Source organism: Euzebyella marina, from assembly GCF_003687485.1.
GTDB classification, from domain to species: domain Bacteria; phylum Bacteroidota; class Bacteroidia; order Flavobacteriales; family Flavobacteriaceae; genus Euzebyella; species Euzebyella marina.
This window is the reverse complement of the sequence record NZ_CP032050.1, coordinates 4,494,621-4,513,096: the sequence shown is the minus strand read 5'-3', so window position 1 is coordinate 4,513,096 and position 18,476 is coordinate 4,494,621. Positions and strand designations below refer to the sequence as shown.

The window sequence follows — 18,476 nt, the reverse complement described above, 5'->3', positions numbered from 1 at the left end:
ATGTTTAAAAGTTATTTAAAGATCGCCTGGCGAAACTTATCGAAGAAAAAAGGGTATTCGGCCATCAATATCGGTGGTTTGGCCATTGGCATGACCTGCTTTTTATTGATTGCCATGTTCATTAAAAACGAACTTTCGTACGATAGCTATCACGAAAAGGGAGATAGAATCTTTAGAATAGTACATCATGGAAGTGAGAATAATTTGGAAGACCAATGGATCTGGGGGAATGCTCCGGTAGGTCCCGCTTTAAAATCCGACTTTCCAGAAGTACTGGAGATAGTTCAATTTTCTGGCAGATCAGATGTTCTTTTAGAGTATAACGAACGTTCCTTCCAAGAGAGCAATTGCTTTTATATGGATCCAACGGTATTTGATGTTTTTACATGGCCATTAATTTCCGGAAATCCTGATACAGCTTTGGAAGCTCCATACTCTATCGTTTTGACGGAAAGTACCGCAAAGAAATATTTTGGGGATGAGGACCCAATGGGCAAGGCTATTGAAGGCGTAGGCGGAAGGGCCAACGATGGTGTTTATACCGTAACGGGCATAATTAAGGATGTTCCCTCAAATTCACATTTTAATTTTGATGTTCTCATGTCGATGACCTCATTTTATCAAACCAGGCCTGAAATTTTCGATTATTGGGGCTACGTTGATTTCTACACCTATTTTTTGGTCGATGAGAATTTTGACCAACAGGCATTTCAGGCCAAAATGCCGGCGTTCCTAGAAAGAAATCGCCCAAAAGAAGATGCGAAATACTATTATGACCTTTCGTTTGAACCATTAAGAGAGGCCTATCTACAGTCAGAAGCCGCAAGGCAACCGGGTATTACTGGCAGCCTTTCCAACCTCTACATCTTTGCCATTATTGGACTTTTCATACTAATCATTGCCTGCATCAATTTTATGAATTTGGCAACTGCTCGTTCTCTGGAAAGAGCGAAGGAAGTCGGTATCAGAAAGGTGATAGGAGCGAATAAAAAGGGCTTGGTGTACCAGTTTCTGGGAGAGTCGTTGACCATGGTGTTTTTAGCATCGGTATTAGGTCTTACATTGGCATTTCTATGCCTTCCTGCGATGCGGGAAATCACTGGAAAACCATTTTTACCACAGGAAATTTTAGATGGTTCTACACTGTTTTTATATGCGGCAATGGCCTTGTTCATCGGTCTATTATCCGGTAGCTATCCTGCTTTTGTACTTTCAAGCTTTAAGCCATCAAGCGTGTTAAAAGGTGTTTTTAGAACATCACAAAATGGAAATAGGCTAAGAAAAGGATTGGTTGTATTTCAGTTTAGCCTATCCATAGCTTTAATAGCGAGTACCATAATCGTGTATTTTCAGCTGGGGTTCATGTTGGACAAAAATCTCGGATTTGACAGGGAACAGCAACTGGTCATCGATTTTAATTGGGACGGGGAAGTACTGGACAATATGGAAACTATAAAGAGCCAGTTCATGGAACTACCTGAAGTGGTTTCGGTCGCTGGTTCGCGAACCGTACCGGGAAGTTATTTTCCTGCCGCGGGAACCAATATTCAAACAAAGGAAGGACAAATGGAAAATTTTGGCCCTTTTCTCTATGAAATTGATTTTGACTTTATCCCGCATTATGAGATAGAGGTTGTTGCAGGGCGACCGTATTCACGAGAGTTTGTGACAGATTCTACTCAGGCCTTGGTAGTAAATGAAGCTGCGGTCAAAAGTTTTGGATATTCGAACCCAGAGGAAATAATCGGCAAACGTTTTGAACAGTGGGGTCGTGAGGGTACGATTATCGGAGTGGTAAAAGACTTCAATTACTTGTCTCTTCACCAAAAGGTAGCACCATTGACTTTGCGTTATTCACAGTATGGTAAATACCTTTCTTTAAAGGTGAAATCTGACAATATTCAAAGTGCAATATCAAATATTGAAACAAAATGGGAAGAACTGGCTCCCCACCGTCCTTTTTTATATAGCTTTTTGGACCAATCCTTTAACCAACAGTATGAAGCTGATTTTAAGTTCAAGAATCTATTTACCATTTTTTCCTTTCTGGCCATTTTAATTGCCTGCTTAGGATTGTTGGGGTTGGCGACCTACAGCGCGGTACAACGAACCAAGGAGATTGGCGTGCGCAAGGTTTTGGGGGCCGAAGTATCTAGTATTGCCTTACTATTGTCAAAAGATTTTTTGAAGTTGGTATTGCTGGCCATTTTGATTGCGACGCCCTTTTCTTGGTATGCCATGAACAAATGGTTAAACGACTATGCATATCAGATTGACATACAATGGTGGATTTTTGCGCTCTCAGGAGGAATTGCATTGGCCATAGCCTTGGCCACCGTAAGTTTTCAGGCCATAAAAGCGGCAAGGGCCAACCCTGTAAAAAGTTTGAGAACGGAATGATTAATCGAGAATAGCCAATTTATGCTGGTAATAAAATCGTATTTCAGGTATTTGCTAAGAAACAGAATGTACACTCTGGTCACTGTTTTTGGGTTCGCGTTGTCATTGGCGTTTGCTTTATTACTAGGCGTTTACATCAAAAACCAGCTATCCATTGATGATTTTCAGACCAAAAAAGATAGAGTCTATCGGTTAGAGCACGAATCGACCGAATTTTCGGCGCCCATAGCCACCGATTTAAAAAATCTATATCCTGAAATAGAAGATTTTACCCGGGTCTTTAATCATTCAGGTCGAATATCTAAATCGGACGGGAAAAAAATAAAATTCGACTATCTGGGGGTTGACGGATCTTTTTTCAATCTATTCTCTTTTCCACTTCTAAAGGGAGATAAAAATGAGGTCTTACAAACGATAGACGGTATTGTTCTTTCAAAAGCAACGGCCCTACGGTTGTTCGGTTCTATAGATATAGTTGGGGAAACGATTTTTATAGACACCGAAAAGAAATTTACAATCACCGGAATTATGGACGATTTTCCGGATAATACCCATTTCAACAAGCAAGATGCTCTCATCAACTTGGCGGCTTTTAAAAAAATCTGGCAGTTTGAGAATATACTTGAAGAATATGGTTGGTGCTCACTCAGTATTTACTTGTTAGAAAGGCCAAACGCTATACTGTCATCAAAGGCTTCTGAAATTCTAAAGAATTTTAAAAAGGATTTTTGGTTGTATAAAGAAGGTTGGGCAAATACTGTAGTGTTTACCCCTTTGAAAGAGGTCTATTTTAGTTCTAAAGAAGGTAACGGAACGAAAAGCTCGAGCATGGCTCTCATCTCGGTTTTATCGGCCATAGTTTTTTTGATATTGGTTTTGGCAATAGGCAATTATATCAATCTTACCATAGCACAGTCAACATTTAGGGGCAAGGAGGTGGCGGTAAAAAAATTATTGGGAGGCTCAAAACACCAGTTGATGAAGCAATTGGTTTTTGAATCTTTCATTCTTTGTTTCATGGCCATTTTGTTGGCTGTTGTTCTGGCAATACTTTTCGAACCCTTGGTGAATAATCTTTTAGAAACTGAGTTACAGTTTGAACAGATTCTGAATCTTCGGTCGATTTTAGCTCTTTTAGGTGCCGTGAGCGTCATCGGACTTATTTCCGGATTGGTGCCGGCTATTAAAATCTCAAGTTTTAAACCGATAGAAGTGGTAAAAGGTGAATTGAGGGCCAAATCTAGAAGCGTCTACTCGAAGGTATTTATCACTTTTCAGTATAGTGTTGCGATTGCTCTTCTTTCTTGTAGTTGGATAATTCTAAAGCAAACTGATTTTTTAAGGAATAAAGATTTGGGGTTTTCAAAAGACAACATTGTCTTTATGGAGTATTTAGGAAGCAACTCGCAGAAAAAGACGATTAAAAATGAGTTGGAAAAAATTACCGGGGTTCAAGAAGTGTCATTAACATGGCATAGCCCTCTTGACGGAGGTAACAACCAAACATTTGATTTCAATGAAGAATCGGTAAGCTTTCAGGAAATCGCCGTAGACTCTTCGTTCTTTAACGTCTTCGATATAAAAATCAAAGATACCAAGACCGCCTATGCGGGCAACGGGGTCTATCTTAATGAAACAGGGTACAATACTTTGCAGCTCAACGAGCAAACCTCTTCTTTTAAATTTCATGATGAAGAACTCCCGGTTTTAGGGGTGGTACAAGATTTTAACTTTAGACAGCTGAAGGATCAAATTGGCCCGTTGATGATTCGACAGCAAGATGAGAACCGCTACCCAACAAACCTATTTGTAAAAATCAATGGTACCAATCTTCTTGAGATTACAGAACAGCTTAAGTCTGTTTATTCCCAACTAATTGGAGATGTTGAATATGAAATACAATTTGTTGATAGTGCCATAAATCACTGGTATGAGAAGGAGGAAAGAACAGGAAAAATCATTAGCTATTTCACCCTGTTAGCGGTAGCGATTTCATCCATAGGTATTTTGGCAATGGCCACTTTTTATATGCAGCAGCGCAAGAAAGAGATAGGTGTTAGAAAAGTCAACGGAGCTTCGACTGTTCAAATGCTTGCTCTCTTAAATATTGATTTTTTAAAATGGGTATTCTTGGGGTTTGTCATAGGTGTTCCCATTTCATGGTTCGTTATGAGCCGTTGGCTAGAAAATTTTGCTTATAAAACTTCAATGGATTGGTGGCTCTTTTTAGCTGTTGGGCTATTTACAGCTTTCATTGCTCTTCTGACCGTCAGTTGGAAAAGCTGGCAAGCCGCTAATTTAAATCCTATAGAATCGCTTAGAATGGAATAAGGACAAGAGTTAATCATCAATCAAAAAACATCAATCATGCTAAAAAATCACTTAAAAATTGCTTGGAGAAATCTGCGAAGAAATTCGTTGTTCTCCTTGATCAATGTTCTGGGGCTTTCCATTGGGTTGGCCAGTACTTTTCTCATTTTCTTTTGGGTCACCGATGAAATGTCGGTCGACAAATTTCATGAGAATAACGATAGGTTGTATCAGGTAATGATGCGCAGTGAAGAAAACGGTATCGTTAAAATTCACGATGGTACCCAAGGGCCTTTGGCAGAAGCTTTGGAAAAAGACCTTCCTGAGGTTGAAAATGCCGTTACGGTCATGAACCTTCAAGAAGTGGGCATGTCGATTACTTTCAGTGCCGGTGAAAATAACTTCAAAACGCAGGGCCTTTTCGCGAGCAGCAATTTTTTTGATGTTTTTTCATTTCCGCTTGTTTACGGAGATGCCTCTCAGGTGTTGAACAAGAAAGAAGCAGTTGTCGTCTCCGAGAGTTTTGCCGTTAAGCTCTTTGGTTCGGTTGAAAAGGCCATCAATAGCCCTATAGAGTATTTTATGTTCGGCCAAAATCAAACCGCACAGATTTCAGGTGTTTTTAAAGATACGCCCGATAATTCGACCATGAAATTCAGTTTTGTGGCTACCAAACAGAAATTGTTGGAAGATATGTGGACTAACGGCAAAGAATGGGGCAATACGGGGCCGAACACATACATTACTTTGAAAGACAACAGTGATGTTAAGGCTTTCGAAAGTAAAATAGATCGGTTTGTAGATAAATATAATGAAGGCAATATGTTTAGCCTATTTCTTCGAAAGTACGCTGATACCTATTTATATGGCAATTATAAAGATGGAATTCAAACGGGGGGTAGAATAACTTATATCAAGCTTTTCTCTTTTATCGGGCTATTGGTATTACTTATTGCCTGTATCAACTTTATGAATTTATCTACCGCAAGGGTTACCAAGCGATTCAAAGAGATTGGTATTAAAAAGACGGTCGGTGGTACCAAAAACCATCTGGTAGTTCAGTTTTTGACCGAATCGCTTTTTTTGGCGCTGCTATCGTTGATTGTGGCAATGTTGTTAATAGTCTTTCTTATGCCCGTATTCAACTTCATAACGGGAAAGAACTTAGGGTTGACCCTCATTTTCGAACATCTCGGAGTATTGACCTTAGCCACCATAATCACGGGACTAATAGCAGGTAGCTATCCCGCATTTTATCTGTCAAGATTTAGTCCTCTGGCCACTCTAAAAGGCAAATTTAAAAGCAAAGGGGGCGAGCTTTTGGCGAGAAAGGGCCTGGTAGTCTTTCAGTTCACCGCCTCGCTCATACTGATTATTGCGGTGTTGATTATTAGTGATCAAATCAACTATGCCATAAACAAACCCATTGGTTATCAAAAAGGGCATATGGTTCAAATCGATTTAGAGGGTAAGGCCTTTGAGCAATCTTCCTCTTTTTTTGATGAAATAGAGAAAGTTGATGGTGTAGAAAGTGTTGGTGCCATCAGTGAGTCTATCATTAGTGAAGACGGAGGCTCATCAACCTACGGAATCGATTGGGCAGGTAAACCCGATAATCTTGAAATAGATTTTGTGTTCAGGAATGTTAATCACAATCTGGTACAGACGATGAACATTCAAATGGCCGATGGTGATACATTCTCAAAAGAAATGGGTGATTTGGAATCTTATCTATTGTTCAACGAAGAGGCTATCCGGTTAATGGGGCTGCAGAATCCCGTTGGTAAAAAAGTAAGACTTTGGGGGGAAGAGAAAGTGATTTTAGGAGTAATGAAAAACTTTCACACCGCTTCGGTGTTGCATAGCATATCTCCCGTTGTTTTTCGTTGTTCACCCATGGGCCACTCATTAGCAATGGTTCGAGTAAAATCGGGCGAAGAGGCCAATACTTTGGCTTCGATGAATGAGGTTTTCGAGAAATTCAATCCTGGTTACGACTTCAGTTATACGTTTCAAGACCAAGCCTACAACTTACAGTATCTTACTGAACAAAGAATACTGAGCCTTTCACGCTACTTTGCGATATTGGCCATCTTTATCTCCTGTTTGGGTCTTTTCGGCCTGGCCGCCTTTAATACGGAGACAAGAATTAAAGAGATAGGTATCAGAAAGGTGTTAGGCTCTTCTACCTACCAGATTTTAAGTCTTTTGTCTTCTGATTTTATGAGATTAATTGGTCTGTCCATATTGCTTGGGTTGCCTATAGCCTATTACGTTATGAGCGATTGGTTGCTCAAATTCGAGTACAGGGTAGACATCAGTTGGTCGTCATTCTTCTTGTCAAGCATATTAACGGTAGCTGTGGCGCTCATTACCATTAGTTTTCAGGCTTTAAAGGCTGCACATGCGAATCCGGTCAAGAGTTTACGAACAGAATAATCGAAGCATAGGCTCAAAAGATAAGCCTGTAAAAATAATGTACATGAACTGTCCAATAATTTTACAATTGTAATCGACGCTTATTTTTAATTAGCTGTAAATCAGGTAATTGAAAATTGGCATAAACATAGCAGGTGTAATATTGCGTTGAAAACCAAACTGTTATAAGTATCTTTTTTATGCCTCCTTTTTATCATAATGTGTGGTTGGTTAAGTGAAGTTAGTTTGCCATTCAGTAGAAAGGAGGTCAAAAAAAGCAATCTGAAAGAAAGTGCAGTTTAAAACGTCGTCATCAAAGAATGAATCATGATAAAGAATTATTTACGCATCGCTTGGCGAAATATCAAAAAAGATAAACTGTTTACTGCCATCAAAATAGGTGGCTTCGCGGTGGGGATCGCCGCCTGTCTCTTGATAGCTCTTTACATCATGAATGAATTGAGTTATGACCGTCATTATACGAACAAAGACAGAATTTTTAGAGTGGTATTGCAGGGTTCTATGGATGGTGAGGTTCTGAAGTCGGTTCATTTCCAACAGCTATTTGCTGAGACATTAGAGTCTACCTATCCTGAAATTCAGAAAGCGGGAAAGATAAACACAAGTGAACTTTTTGGTGCTGGCAGAAGGGCCTTGCGCGTTAAGGGTGAAGTTGAGAGCAATCTTGAAGAAGGTTTCGTATTTGCCGACCAAGAGGTTTTTGAGATTTTAGAACTTGATTTGAAAGAAGGCAACCCCAACGAAGTTTTAAAAAATCCCGGTAGTTTGGTAATGACAGAGGCACGGGCTGCCAAGCATTTTCCTAATGGCAACGCTATAGGAAAGACTGTTTACCTAGATGATGACACCAATAGGCCGTATACGGTGACAGGGGTGGTAAAAGTAGACCCTTTAAAGAAGTCACATCTCGATTTTGACTATCTCATGGTCATTGAAGATAAAAATAGCGATTGGCTTACTACCAATTACTTTACCTACATTTTGGTTGATGAGAATACCGATATAGCCGGTTTAGAAGCCAAGATGAAGGGTATTCTAAAAGACTACTATATTCCTGCGCAGGTAGAGCGGGGCATGGGCGAAGGCTTTATGGAGGTGCTAAAAACTTTAGAATACAAATTGCAACCGATCAGTGACATCCACCTCAAATCCGACATAAAGATGCACGACGGTCTCAAGCATGGCGATATACGTTTTGTATGGCTGTTTGCCGCTATTGCAGGTTTTGTGCTGTTATTGGCTGTAATCAATTTCATCAATCTATCTACAGCCAAATCGGCAAACAGGGCAAAAGAAGTAGGTCTGCGTAAAACAGTAGGGGCCTATAAAAGTAGTTTGGTCAATCAGTTTTTGACCGAATCGGTGGTATTCAGTTTTATATCATTTGTTATTGGGGTGTTATTGGCTTGGTTGTTATTGCCGACTTTTGGGTCAATGGCCGCCAAGAGTATAACAATGCCTTGGGCAGAATGGTGGTTTTTACCGACCTTATTACTGGCCGCATTGATTGTCGGTATTTTTGCAGGTCTCTATCCCGCCATGTACCTATCGGCATTCAAGCCCGCGAATGTTTTGAAAGGTAACCTGAGTATCGGAAGTAAAAGCGGAAGCCTGCGTAGCGGATTGGTCGTTTTTCAGTTCACCACCTCGGTCATTTTGATAATTGGTACCCTGATCATCTATAAGCAGATGAATTTCATTCTTGATAAAAAATTAGGGTACGATAGAGAGCAGGTTTTGGTGGTGCAGGGTGCCAATGTACTGAGCCAGAACGCTCAATCATTTAAAGAAAGATTATTGGCTTTGGCGGAGGTCAAAAATGTGGCAATAAGCGATTATCTACCGGTAGAGGGTACCAAACGTAATGGAAATAGCTTTAAAAAGGTAGGCGAAGGTACGCAAGATGGTACGGTGCCTGCCCAGATTTGGCGTGTTGATTATGATTATATCAATACTTTAGGGCTTCAGGTCGCCAATGGGCGCGCTTTTTCCGAAGAGTTTGCCAGTGATTCTTCCGCAATTGTGATCAATCAGGCAATGGCCAAACAATTGGCCTATGAGAATCCCATCGGAAAACAAATCAACAATGGTCAAGCATGGACGATTATCGGAGTGCTTGACGATTTCCATTTTAGAAACCTTAAAGAAGATATTGCGCCATTGTCTCTGGTAATTGGTAACAGTCCCAGTATAATCTCGGTAAAGCTAAGTGCTGCGTCTTCAAGAAGTGCTATTGACAATATAGAGCAGATTTGGCAAGAATATGTACCACAGCAGACTTTCGAGTATACCTTTTTAGACCAAGAATTTGCTGAAATGCACGATGATGTTCAGCGAATGGGTCAAATCTTCAACAGTTTTGCCCTCTTCGCAATATTGGTGGCATGTTTAGGTCTTTTTGCCCTTTCGGCGTTTTTGGTTGAACAGCGTAAAAAAGAAATAAGTATTAGGCTTGTCTTAGGGGCCCCTTTCAAGAGTATTTATCGATTGCTCACGATGGATTATATGAAATTGATAATGGTATCAATTGTAATCGCAACACCCATTGCATGGTATATGATGAACAGATGGCTTGAAGATTTTGCGTATCGCATAGAAATATCATGGCAGGTCTTCTTTTGGGCAGGTATATTGGCACTATTGGTCGCTTTGGCAACGGTAAGTTATCAAGCTATTAAAAGTGCTTTGGTCAACCCGGCTAACAGTCTGCGGTCAGAATAGGTCCTGACGAAGTCGAGTAAATAGAAAAAATAACTAGTAACCATATCAATACAACCAACATGATAAAGAACCATTTTAAAATAGCTTGGAGAAGCCTTAAAAAGCAGCCTTTTATCACTTCGTTGAACGTGTTCGGTTTGGCCATTGGTATGGCAGGGGCCATTTTAATCACCCTTTACGTTTACGACGAGCTGAATTTCGACACCATATTTGCAGATTCCGAAAGAATCTATAGGGTCAATGCCGATGTCAAATTTGGTGGAGCTGTAATGAACATGGCAGAAACCCCGCCTCCTATGGCCTCAGTTCTTGAAACGGACTTTGAGCAGGTTGAAAAGGTGACGAGAATTAGAAACTGGGGCGGTTTGCTGATTTCAAGAAAAGACTCGAAAAGTAATGGCAAAGAAGAGAGGTCGGCATACGTAGATCCTAATTTCTTTGATTTTTTCGGTCTTAAGTTTATCGAAGGTAACGCTCAAAAAGCACTTGATAACAATAATGCCTTGGTGCTTACCGAAAGTTCGGCCTATAAATATTTTAAAGGTTCCGAAGCATTGGGAAAAACACTTCGGTTGAATAACGAAGATATTTATACCGTTGCTGGAGTAGTAGAAGATATGCCCAAGAATTCTTTGCTACGTGAGCATACCGTTTTTATGTCAATGCTTGGTTTTGAAGATTCCCGCTCGCAAGATTGGGGAAGCCACAACTACTTTACATTCATAAAAATGGTTCCTGATTATCCTATCGATAATTTTAAAGAGCCTCTTCAATCGTTGTTCAGGTCCTATACCTTACCGTCGGTACAACGCTATTTTCCGGGCATAACCGAAGAAGCCTTTTTGGCTTCCGGTAATTATGTTCGATATAATACCACCCCATTGCAAGACATTCATCTACATTCGAACCGGCATGTTGAATTGAGTCAAAACGGTAGAATTGAGAACATCTATATTCTTGCTTCCATCGGACTGTTTTTATTGATATTGGCCAGTGTAAATTTTATGAACCTTTCAACGGCACACTCGCTAAAAAGGGCCAAAGAGGTTGGTATTCGAAAAACCCTTGGTTCGAAAAAGAAGGGTTTGGTCGGCCAGTTTTTGACTGAAGCAGGTCTAGTAAGTTTCGCCTCTTTATTGGTAGCACTGTTAGTGGCCGTAATCGCTTTGCCTTACTTTAATGAGATAGCGGGCAAAGAGATAGCCATGCCTTTTGGCAATCCTGTTTTTTGGTTGTTGTTGTTATTGGGCAGTGTGGTTCTTGGTTTACTTTCCGGATGGTACCCAGCCTTTTTTATGTCTCGGTTTAAACCTGTCAAAGTACTCAAAGGTAGTGGTGAGCAGCATATCGGTGGCGGTAGGGTAAGAAGCGCTTTGGTGGTTACCCAATTTGCGATTTCAGTTTTTTTAATTGTGGGAACTTTGGTCATTTACCGTCAATTGCAATTTATTCAAGGTAAAGACCTAGGGTATTCAAAGGAACAGGTATTGGTGCTGAACGATGTCTTTACATTGGGCGGACAGAAGCTCGCTTTTAAAGAACGTATCAAAAGTCTAAGTTCCGTCGAGAATGCAACGTTGAGCAGTTATTTGCCGACCCCCTCTAACAGAAGTGATAATTCTTATTTTGAGGAAGGAATAACCGATCAAGAATATGCCGTTCAAATGCAACGTTGGTTTGTAGACTATGATTACGCTTCCACCTTAGACCTTACAGTGGTTGCCGGCAGGGATTTTAATAGAGATTTTCCAACGGACTCTTTGGCAATGATTATTAATGAAAGTGCCTTGGCCAAAATGGGCCAGTCGGCAGATGAGGTTTTGGGCAAAAGGTTTTCCAGTAATATAGGAGATGAAAATGCCGTATTCTATACCGTCGTTGGGGTTGTGAGGAATTTTCATTTTGAGACGTTACGAGATGAAATAGGGGCATGGAATATGATTATTGGCGATTTTTCGAACTCAATGGCCATCAAATTGAAGCCGGGAGAATTCAGTTCGAGCATCGCGCAGATTGAAAGTGTCTGGGAAGAAATGGCACCGGGCCAGTCATTCAATTATTATTTCATGGATGAGTCTTTCAATGATACCTATCAGACCGAACAACGTTTAGGACATATTTTTATAGTATTCACTACCTTATCAATCATCATCGCTTGTTTGGGTCTTTTCGGATTGGCTGCCTTCAATGCGCAAAAACGTACCAAAGAAATTGGAGTGCGTAAGGTTTTGGGTGCCAGTGTGGCCCAAATTACTTATAAATTGACATTGGATTTTTTAAAGCTTGTGGGGCTTGCGGTAGTGTTTGCATTGCCGTTAGGGTGGTATGCAATGAACCGTTGGCTTGAAGACTTTTCATACAGAATCGATATACCATGGTGGGTATTGGTGGTGGCAGCCGTTTCAGCCATATTTATTTCAGTGGTAACGGTTGGTTTTCAAAGTATTAAAGCAGCTATATCCGACCCGGTGAAAAGTTTACGAACGGAGTAAGTTATTAGAAAAGAGTTATTAGTTAGTAGTGAGAAGTTAAGGGTTGCTTTTTTCCTTACGAACAACGAACAGCCAAAGAAGCATCATCAATCAAAAACAAACGTCATGATAAAGAACTATTTAAAGATTGCCTGGCGAAACCTTATGAAAAACAAGGCCTATTCGACCATTAATATTGGAGGATTGGCCTTGGGTATGGCCGTTACGCTCATGATAGGTCTTTGGGTGTACGATGAGTTGTCGCACAATAATTATTTTGAGAAAAAGGATCGAATAGCCCAGATTTTTCAATCGCAGACATTTAATGGCAATATCGGTACAGGCCCTGCAATACCTAGGCCATTAGAGATGGCTCTTCGAGAAGGGTATGATGATAATTTCAAACATATCGTCATGTCATCGTGGACTACGCCGCTTTATTTAAACTATAAAGAAAAGAGCCTCTCAAAAGACGGTAATTATATGCAGCAAGGGGCACCCGATATGTTGGGGCTAACCATTTTGAAAGGCGAAAAAGATGGGTTGCGCAAAATCAATTCTATAATGCTCTCCAAGTCTGTTTCCGAAGCCCTTTTCGAAGATGAAGAACCTATTGGTAAGGTGGTCAAGGTCAACAGTCAGTTCGATGCTGAAGTTACCGCTGTTTATGAAGATATACCTGTAAATAATTCCTTTAATGATTTGCAATTTATTATTCCGTGGGAAAAATACTTGACACTCTACGAGTGGATCAAAAATGCCGAAGATCAGTGGGGCAATAACTCGTTTCAATTGTTTGTTGAAATTCCCGAAAACAGCTCCATCGAACAGGTGACTAGCACTATTAAAGACGTTAAGAAAGAGTCTAGTGGTGATGAAGCAGAATTTAACCCGCAGTTGTTTCTTTTGCCGATGAAAGATTGGTACCTCCGCAATAGTTTTCAGAACGGTGTTCAGGTAGGCGGCCGTATTAAATATGTATGGCTTTTTGGTATCATCGGTACTTTCGTATTGCTTTTGGCCTGTATCAATTTTATGAACCTAAGCACGGCCCGATCTGAAAAAAGGGCCAAAGAAGTGGGTATTCGTAAATCGATAGGTTCGCAACGCAAGCAAATCATTAATCAATTTTTAAGCGAGTCTTTTTTGGTTACTTTATTTGCCTACGTTTTAGCGGTAGTTATGGTGTTACTGTTTTTAAATGCCTTTAATGACCTATCTAGAAAAGAAATTTCTTTTCCTTGGCAAAACATCACCTTCTGGTTGATTTCGCTGGTTTTCATCATTTTCACCTCCCTTTTAGCGGGTAGTTATCCGGCTTTGTACCTTTCATCCTTTAGGCCGGTAAATGTACTTAAAGGCACTTTTACTGCCGGCAAGTACGCTGGCTTGCCCAGAAAGATTCTTGTGGTTTTACAATTTACGGTTTCGGTAGCCTTCATTATTGGTACCGTAATCGTAATGCAGCAAATCAATTTTGCCAAGAACAGGCCTGTCGGGTATGATACGAAAGGTCTTGTGCAAATACCGGTTATGAGTAGGGATTTTGAAGGAAAGTACGATTTGATGCGTACCGAATTTATAAACTCGGGTGCTGTGGTCGAAATGTCGGCATCCAGCGCTCCCACCACCTCTATTTGGTCGAATAGGGGAGGTTTCACTTGGGACGGAAAACCTGATAGTTTTCAAGAAGATTTGGCGTGGACGGAAGTAACGCCCGAGTATGCCAAATCATTGAACCTTAAAATCATTAAAGGAAGAGATTTCTCTAGGGAATTAGCCTCTGACTCCAATGCGGTATTGATTAATGAAACCGCCATGAAATATATGGGGTTGACCGATCCCGTAGGCACCTTTATTAGAGATGAAGATGAAGAAGACCCTTTTCCTCCTAAAAAGATTATAGGTGTTGTTCAAGATATGATAGCCCAATCGCCATATGAGCCGGTCAAACAAGGGGTTTATGGGTTCGATAAGTACGGTAATAACAGTTTCTATAATCTTCGCTTGAACCCCAATCAAAGTGCCAGTGATAATATTGCTGCCATTGAAAATGTGTTCACATCCCATTTTCCTGATATTCCTTTTCAATACGACTTTGTAGATACTGAGTACGGTGAAAAGTTTGCCGCGGAAGAACGTATCGGAACTCTTTCGGCAGTTTTCACGGCATTGGCCATTCTTATTAGCTGTTTGGGCCTTTTTGGGCTTACCTCTTACGTAGCTGAACAGCGCAAAAAGGAAATAGGGGTAAGAAAAGTGCTGGGAGCCTCGGTTTTCAATGTTTGGAACATGCTTTCAAAAGATTTCTTGAAACTGGTGGTGATATCTTGTTTTATTGCCATTCCCATAGCTTATTACGTAATGAATGGTTGGTTGCAAGATTACCCCTATAGGGTTTTGTTAGAATGGTGGATTTTTCTTTTAGCCGTCATCGGTGCCATGGCCATTACTATTTTAACGGTCAGCTTTCAGGCAATTAGGGCCGCTAACGCAAATCCGATCAAGAGTTTACGAACGGAATGAGTTTTAAGATAAAATTTCTCAACAAGGGTGTAAAATGTGAAAGTTTGGTTTTTTCCTAGGAAACGAAACTACTAACTTTCACATCGAGCCTCGGTCGAAATAAATGAATAATAAACAATCATGCTATTACAATTAAACAACATTTTTAAATGGGTACAGCAAGGGGGGCAAAGGGTGTTTCTTTTAAAAGACATCAACCTTACTGTTGAAGAAGGAGAATTTATTTCCATAATGGGTCCTTCTGGATCGGGTAAATCCACATTGCTCAATGTCATAGGAATGTTAGATGATTTTGATGAGGGGCAATATGAATTTCTAAGCGAGTCTGTACACCAATTAAAAGAAAAGCATAGGGCCAATCTTTACAAGCAGTACATCGGTTTTGTATTTCAGGCCTACCATTTGATAGATGAGCTCACGGTTTATGAAAACCTAGAAATGCCCTTGCTTTATAAAAAACATTCGTCTTCAGAGCGTAAAGCGATGGTCGCCGATATGTTAGACCGCTTCAATATCGTTGGTAAAAAAGACCTATTTCCTACGCAGCTCAGCGGAGGTCAACAACAACTGGTAGGGGTGGCAAGAGCACTTATTGGCAAACCTAAGTTGATATTGGCAGATGAGCCAACTGGAAATCTCAATTCGGCCCAAGGAGAGGAAATCATGGATCTTTTCAAGCAATTGAACAAAGAAGGGGTGACTATAGTACAGGTGACCCATTCAGAGAAAAATGCCGCCTATGGCGGACGAGTTATAAATCTTTTAGATGGAAGGATGGTCTGAACCACATTCTCTATCGTCAATTGAATTCAGTGATTAAAGGAATTTTTCGCATCTCCGTATTTATGTTAAAGTGACCTAGCGATAACGAACAACTATTACTCCATACTACATTTCAATTCAAAGGCTTTAGTTTCTTGACCTTAAGTGTTATCTTTGTTGTTTAGAATGATTTTACATAATGAAGATAGATAAGAAGGAAGTTTTAAAGGCGCTTGAGCATATTACGGTACCTGGTGAAGGCCAGAACATGGTTGAAAGTGGGGCGGTTAAAAATGTTCAGATTTTTGGTGATGAGGTTGAAATAGATATAACTATTGGCAACCCGAGTTTACAGGCCCGAAAGAAAACAGAGGTTGAAATTTTACAGGTCATTCATCGTGAAGTTTACGAAAAGGCAAAAATCAAGGTCAATATAAAGGTCGATGCGCCTGCCAAACCTAAGGTAAACGAAATAAAGGGCAAACCCATCCCCGGTATTCAAAATATTGTGGCCGTAGCTTCAGGTAAAGGAGGCGTTGGCAAATCTACCGTTACTGCTAATTTGGCGGTAACCTTAGCAAAAATGGGTTTTAAAGTAGGTCTTTTAGATGCTGATATTTATGGCCCTTCGATGCCCATCATGTTCGATGTGGCCAATGAAAAGCCTTTAGCTGTGAATGTCGCAGGAAAATCGAAGATGAAGCCGGTCGAAAACTATGGCGTAAAACTATTGAGTATTGGCTTTTTTACCCAGCCTAACCAGGCAGTAATTTGGCGAGGGCCAATGGCCTCAAAAGCCTTGAACCAGATGATTTTTGATGCTGCTTGGGGTGAACTAGATTTTCTATTGGTCGATTTACCACCGGGAACTGGCGATATTCATTTGAGTATCATGCAGGCAATGCCGATTACTGGAGCTGTGGTGGTTAGTACCCCTCAAGAGGTGGCTTTGGCCGATGCCAAAAAAGGGGTGGCTATGTTCCAACAAGAATCTATTAACGTTCCTGTACTGGGTATTGTTGAAAATATGGCGTATTTTACTCCTGAAGAACTTCCCGATAACAAATATTATATCTTTGGTAAAGAAGGTGCAAAACATCTTTCCGAAGATTTAGGCGTTCCCTTCTTAGGTGAGGTTCCAATAGTTCAAAGTATTCGAGAGGCTGGTGATGTAGGCCGTCCCGCAGCATTGCAGACTGCTACACCTGTTGAAGAAGCCTTTGAAGAGTTGACCAAAAATGTAGTGCAAGAAGTCGTAGGGCGCAACAAGAGTTTACCGCCGACAGAGGCAATTAAAATAACAACAATGGCGGGCTGTTCCGCCGTCAAGAAAAAGTAGGTATGACAACAATGACTGCTGAAGAACTGCGAGTGAACGTAGAAAAGGCTTTGGAAGAAATCCGTCCTTTTTTGCAGAGCGATGGAGGTGATATTTCTTTAATATCCATCGACAACGAAAATTCTGTGAAGGTAAAGTTAGAAGGTGCCTGCGTGGGGTGCTCGGTCAATCAAATGACCCTTAAGAGTGGGGTTGAAATGACCATAAAGAAGTATGCTCCGCAAATAGAAGAAGTAGTTAACGTGGGAGAGTAAGTTATCGGTTTCGACGTGAGACCGAACATACGACCACCATTTAATCCGACCCTTAATGATTCAAACAGATATACTGATTATTGGAGCGGGCCCAACCGGGCTTTTTGCCGTTTTTGAAGCGGGCTTGTTGCAATTGAAATGCCATTTGATAGATGCTTTACCGCAACCCGGCGGACAATGTGCTGAAATTTATCCTAAAAAACCTATTTATGATATTCCTGGTTTTCCTGAGGTTTTGGCGGGTGACTTGGTAGATAATCTAATGAAGCAGATAGAACCTTTTCAACCGGGTTTTACCTTGGGTGAAAGGGCGGATACCATTGAGAAGCTTGAGGACGGAAGTTTTATCGTTACGACCAACAAAGGAACCCAACACAAAGCGCCCATAGTGGCAATTGCCGGAGGTCTAGGTAGTTTCGAGCCACGGAAACCCCTCCTTGAGAACCTCAAAAAGTATGAGGATAATGGGGTGTCTTACATGGTCAAAGATCCTGAAGTATATCGCGATAAAAAGGTGGTGATTGCCGGTGGAGGCGACTCTGCTTTAGACTGGAGTATTTTCTTGGCAGATGTGGCATCAGAAGTAACCTTGGTTCACCGTAGAAATGAGTTTCGTGGGGCATTGGATTCTGTAGAGAAAGTTCAGCAATTAAAAAATAAGGGTAAAATCAACTTGATTACCCCTGCCGAAATTGAAGGATTGAATGGTGAGGATAAATTAGAGTCGGTTTTGATACGAAAGAAAACTACGGCAATAGAGGACATCACACTTGAAGTTGACCATTTTATTGCCCTCTTTGGACTATCGCCTAAACTTGGGCCCATCGGTGACTGGGGGCTTGAAATCGAGAAGAATGCCATAAAAGTCGATACCTTTGATTACCAGACCAATGTACCAGGTATTTACGCCATTGGTGATATCAATACCTATAACGGAAAGTTGAAATTGATTTTATGTGGCTTTCATGAAGCAACGCTCATGTGCCAAAGTGCCTACCAACGAATATTTCCTGATAAGAAGTACGTAATGAAGTATACTACCGTTGGCGGTGTCACCGGTTTTGATGGTTCTAAAAAAGAAGCTCCTAAAGCGGTAGTAAAAGCGATTGATTAGAGATTCACTTTTCTAGGTTTCATACTTTACTCTTGATCAAGGTTGTTCGTTTATCTCCTATTTTGTCATTTTTTGTGGTGTTTTACCATTCTCGTAGGCCTGATTAACAATCTACCGTATATTTGCCGAAAATTTACAGT

General features: G+C 40.7%; 10 protein-coding genes. All 10 read left to right on the top strand.

Annotation, left to right across the window (positions count from 1 at the left end; translation table 11 throughout):
• The 10 genes from D1013_RS19350 to D1013_RS19305 all read left to right on the top strand — a co-directional run bounded on the left by D1013_RS19350 (nucleotide 1) and on the right by D1013_RS19305 (nucleotide 18,336).
• A complete protein-coding gene (locus D1013_RS19350) occupies nucleotides 1-2,400 on the top strand; it encodes an ABC transporter permease (RefSeq protein ID WP_121850394.1) in 2,400 nt (799 codons plus the stop codon).
• Between the two features lie 21 nt (nucleotides 2,401-2,421).
• Nucleotides 2,422-4,731 (top strand): ABC transporter permease, encoded by a 2,310-nt coding sequence (locus tag D1013_RS19345; protein WP_121850393.1) that lies wholly within the window; start codon nucleotides 2,422-2,424, stop codon nucleotides 4,729-4,731.
• A 36-nt stretch (nucleotides 4,732-4,767) separates the two neighbouring features.
• Nucleotides 4,768-7,149: an ABC transporter permease gene (locus D1013_RS19340; RefSeq protein ID WP_121850392.1), complete on the top strand. Its 2,382-nt coding sequence runs from the start codon at nucleotides 4,768-4,770 to the stop codon at nucleotides 7,147-7,149.
• Between the two features lie 306 nt (nucleotides 7,150-7,455).
• Nucleotides 7,456-9,870: an ABC transporter permease gene (locus D1013_RS19335; RefSeq protein WP_121850391.1), complete on the top strand. Its 2,415-nt coding sequence runs from the start codon at nucleotides 7,456-7,458 to the stop codon at nucleotides 9,868-9,870.
• A gap of 59 nt (nucleotides 9,871-9,929) precedes the next feature.
• Nucleotides 9,930-12,362, top strand: coding sequence for an ABC transporter permease (locus D1013_RS19330; RefSeq protein WP_121850390.1), 2,433 nt, complete (start codon nucleotides 9,930-9,932; stop codon nucleotides 12,360-12,362).
• Between the two features lie 105 nt (nucleotides 12,363-12,467).
• Nucleotides 12,468-14,867 carry an ABC transporter permease gene (locus tag D1013_RS19325; protein WP_121850389.1) on the top strand — a complete coding sequence of 800 codons (2,400 nt, stop codon included), beginning with the start codon at nucleotides 12,468-12,470 and terminating at the stop codon, nucleotides 14,865-14,867.
• Between the two features lie 120 nt (nucleotides 14,868-14,987).
• Nucleotides 14,988-15,650, top strand: a complete 663-nt coding sequence (locus D1013_RS19320) for an ABC transporter ATP-binding protein (RefSeq protein WP_121850388.1) — start codon at nucleotides 14,988-14,990, stop codon at nucleotides 15,648-15,650.
• A 178-nt stretch (nucleotides 15,651-15,828) separates the two neighbouring features.
• On the top strand, nucleotides 15,829-16,968 hold the full coding sequence (locus tag D1013_RS19315; protein WP_121850387.1) for an Mrp/NBP35 family ATP-binding protein: 1,140 nt from the start codon (nucleotides 15,829-15,831) through the stop codon (nucleotides 16,966-16,968).
• 11 nt (nucleotides 16,969-16,979) lie between these two features.
• On the top strand, nucleotides 16,980-17,222 hold the full coding sequence (locus D1013_RS19310; RefSeq protein WP_121850810.1) for a NifU family protein: 243 nt from the start codon (nucleotides 16,980-16,982) through the stop codon (nucleotides 17,220-17,222).
• Nucleotides 17,223-17,277: 55 nt separating this feature from the next.
• Nucleotides 17,278-18,336, top strand: a complete 1,059-nt coding sequence (locus D1013_RS19305; protein ID WP_121850386.1) for an NAD(P)/FAD-dependent oxidoreductase — start codon at nucleotides 17,278-17,280, stop codon at nucleotides 18,334-18,336.
• Nucleotides 18,337-18,476 lie beyond the last annotated feature (140 nt).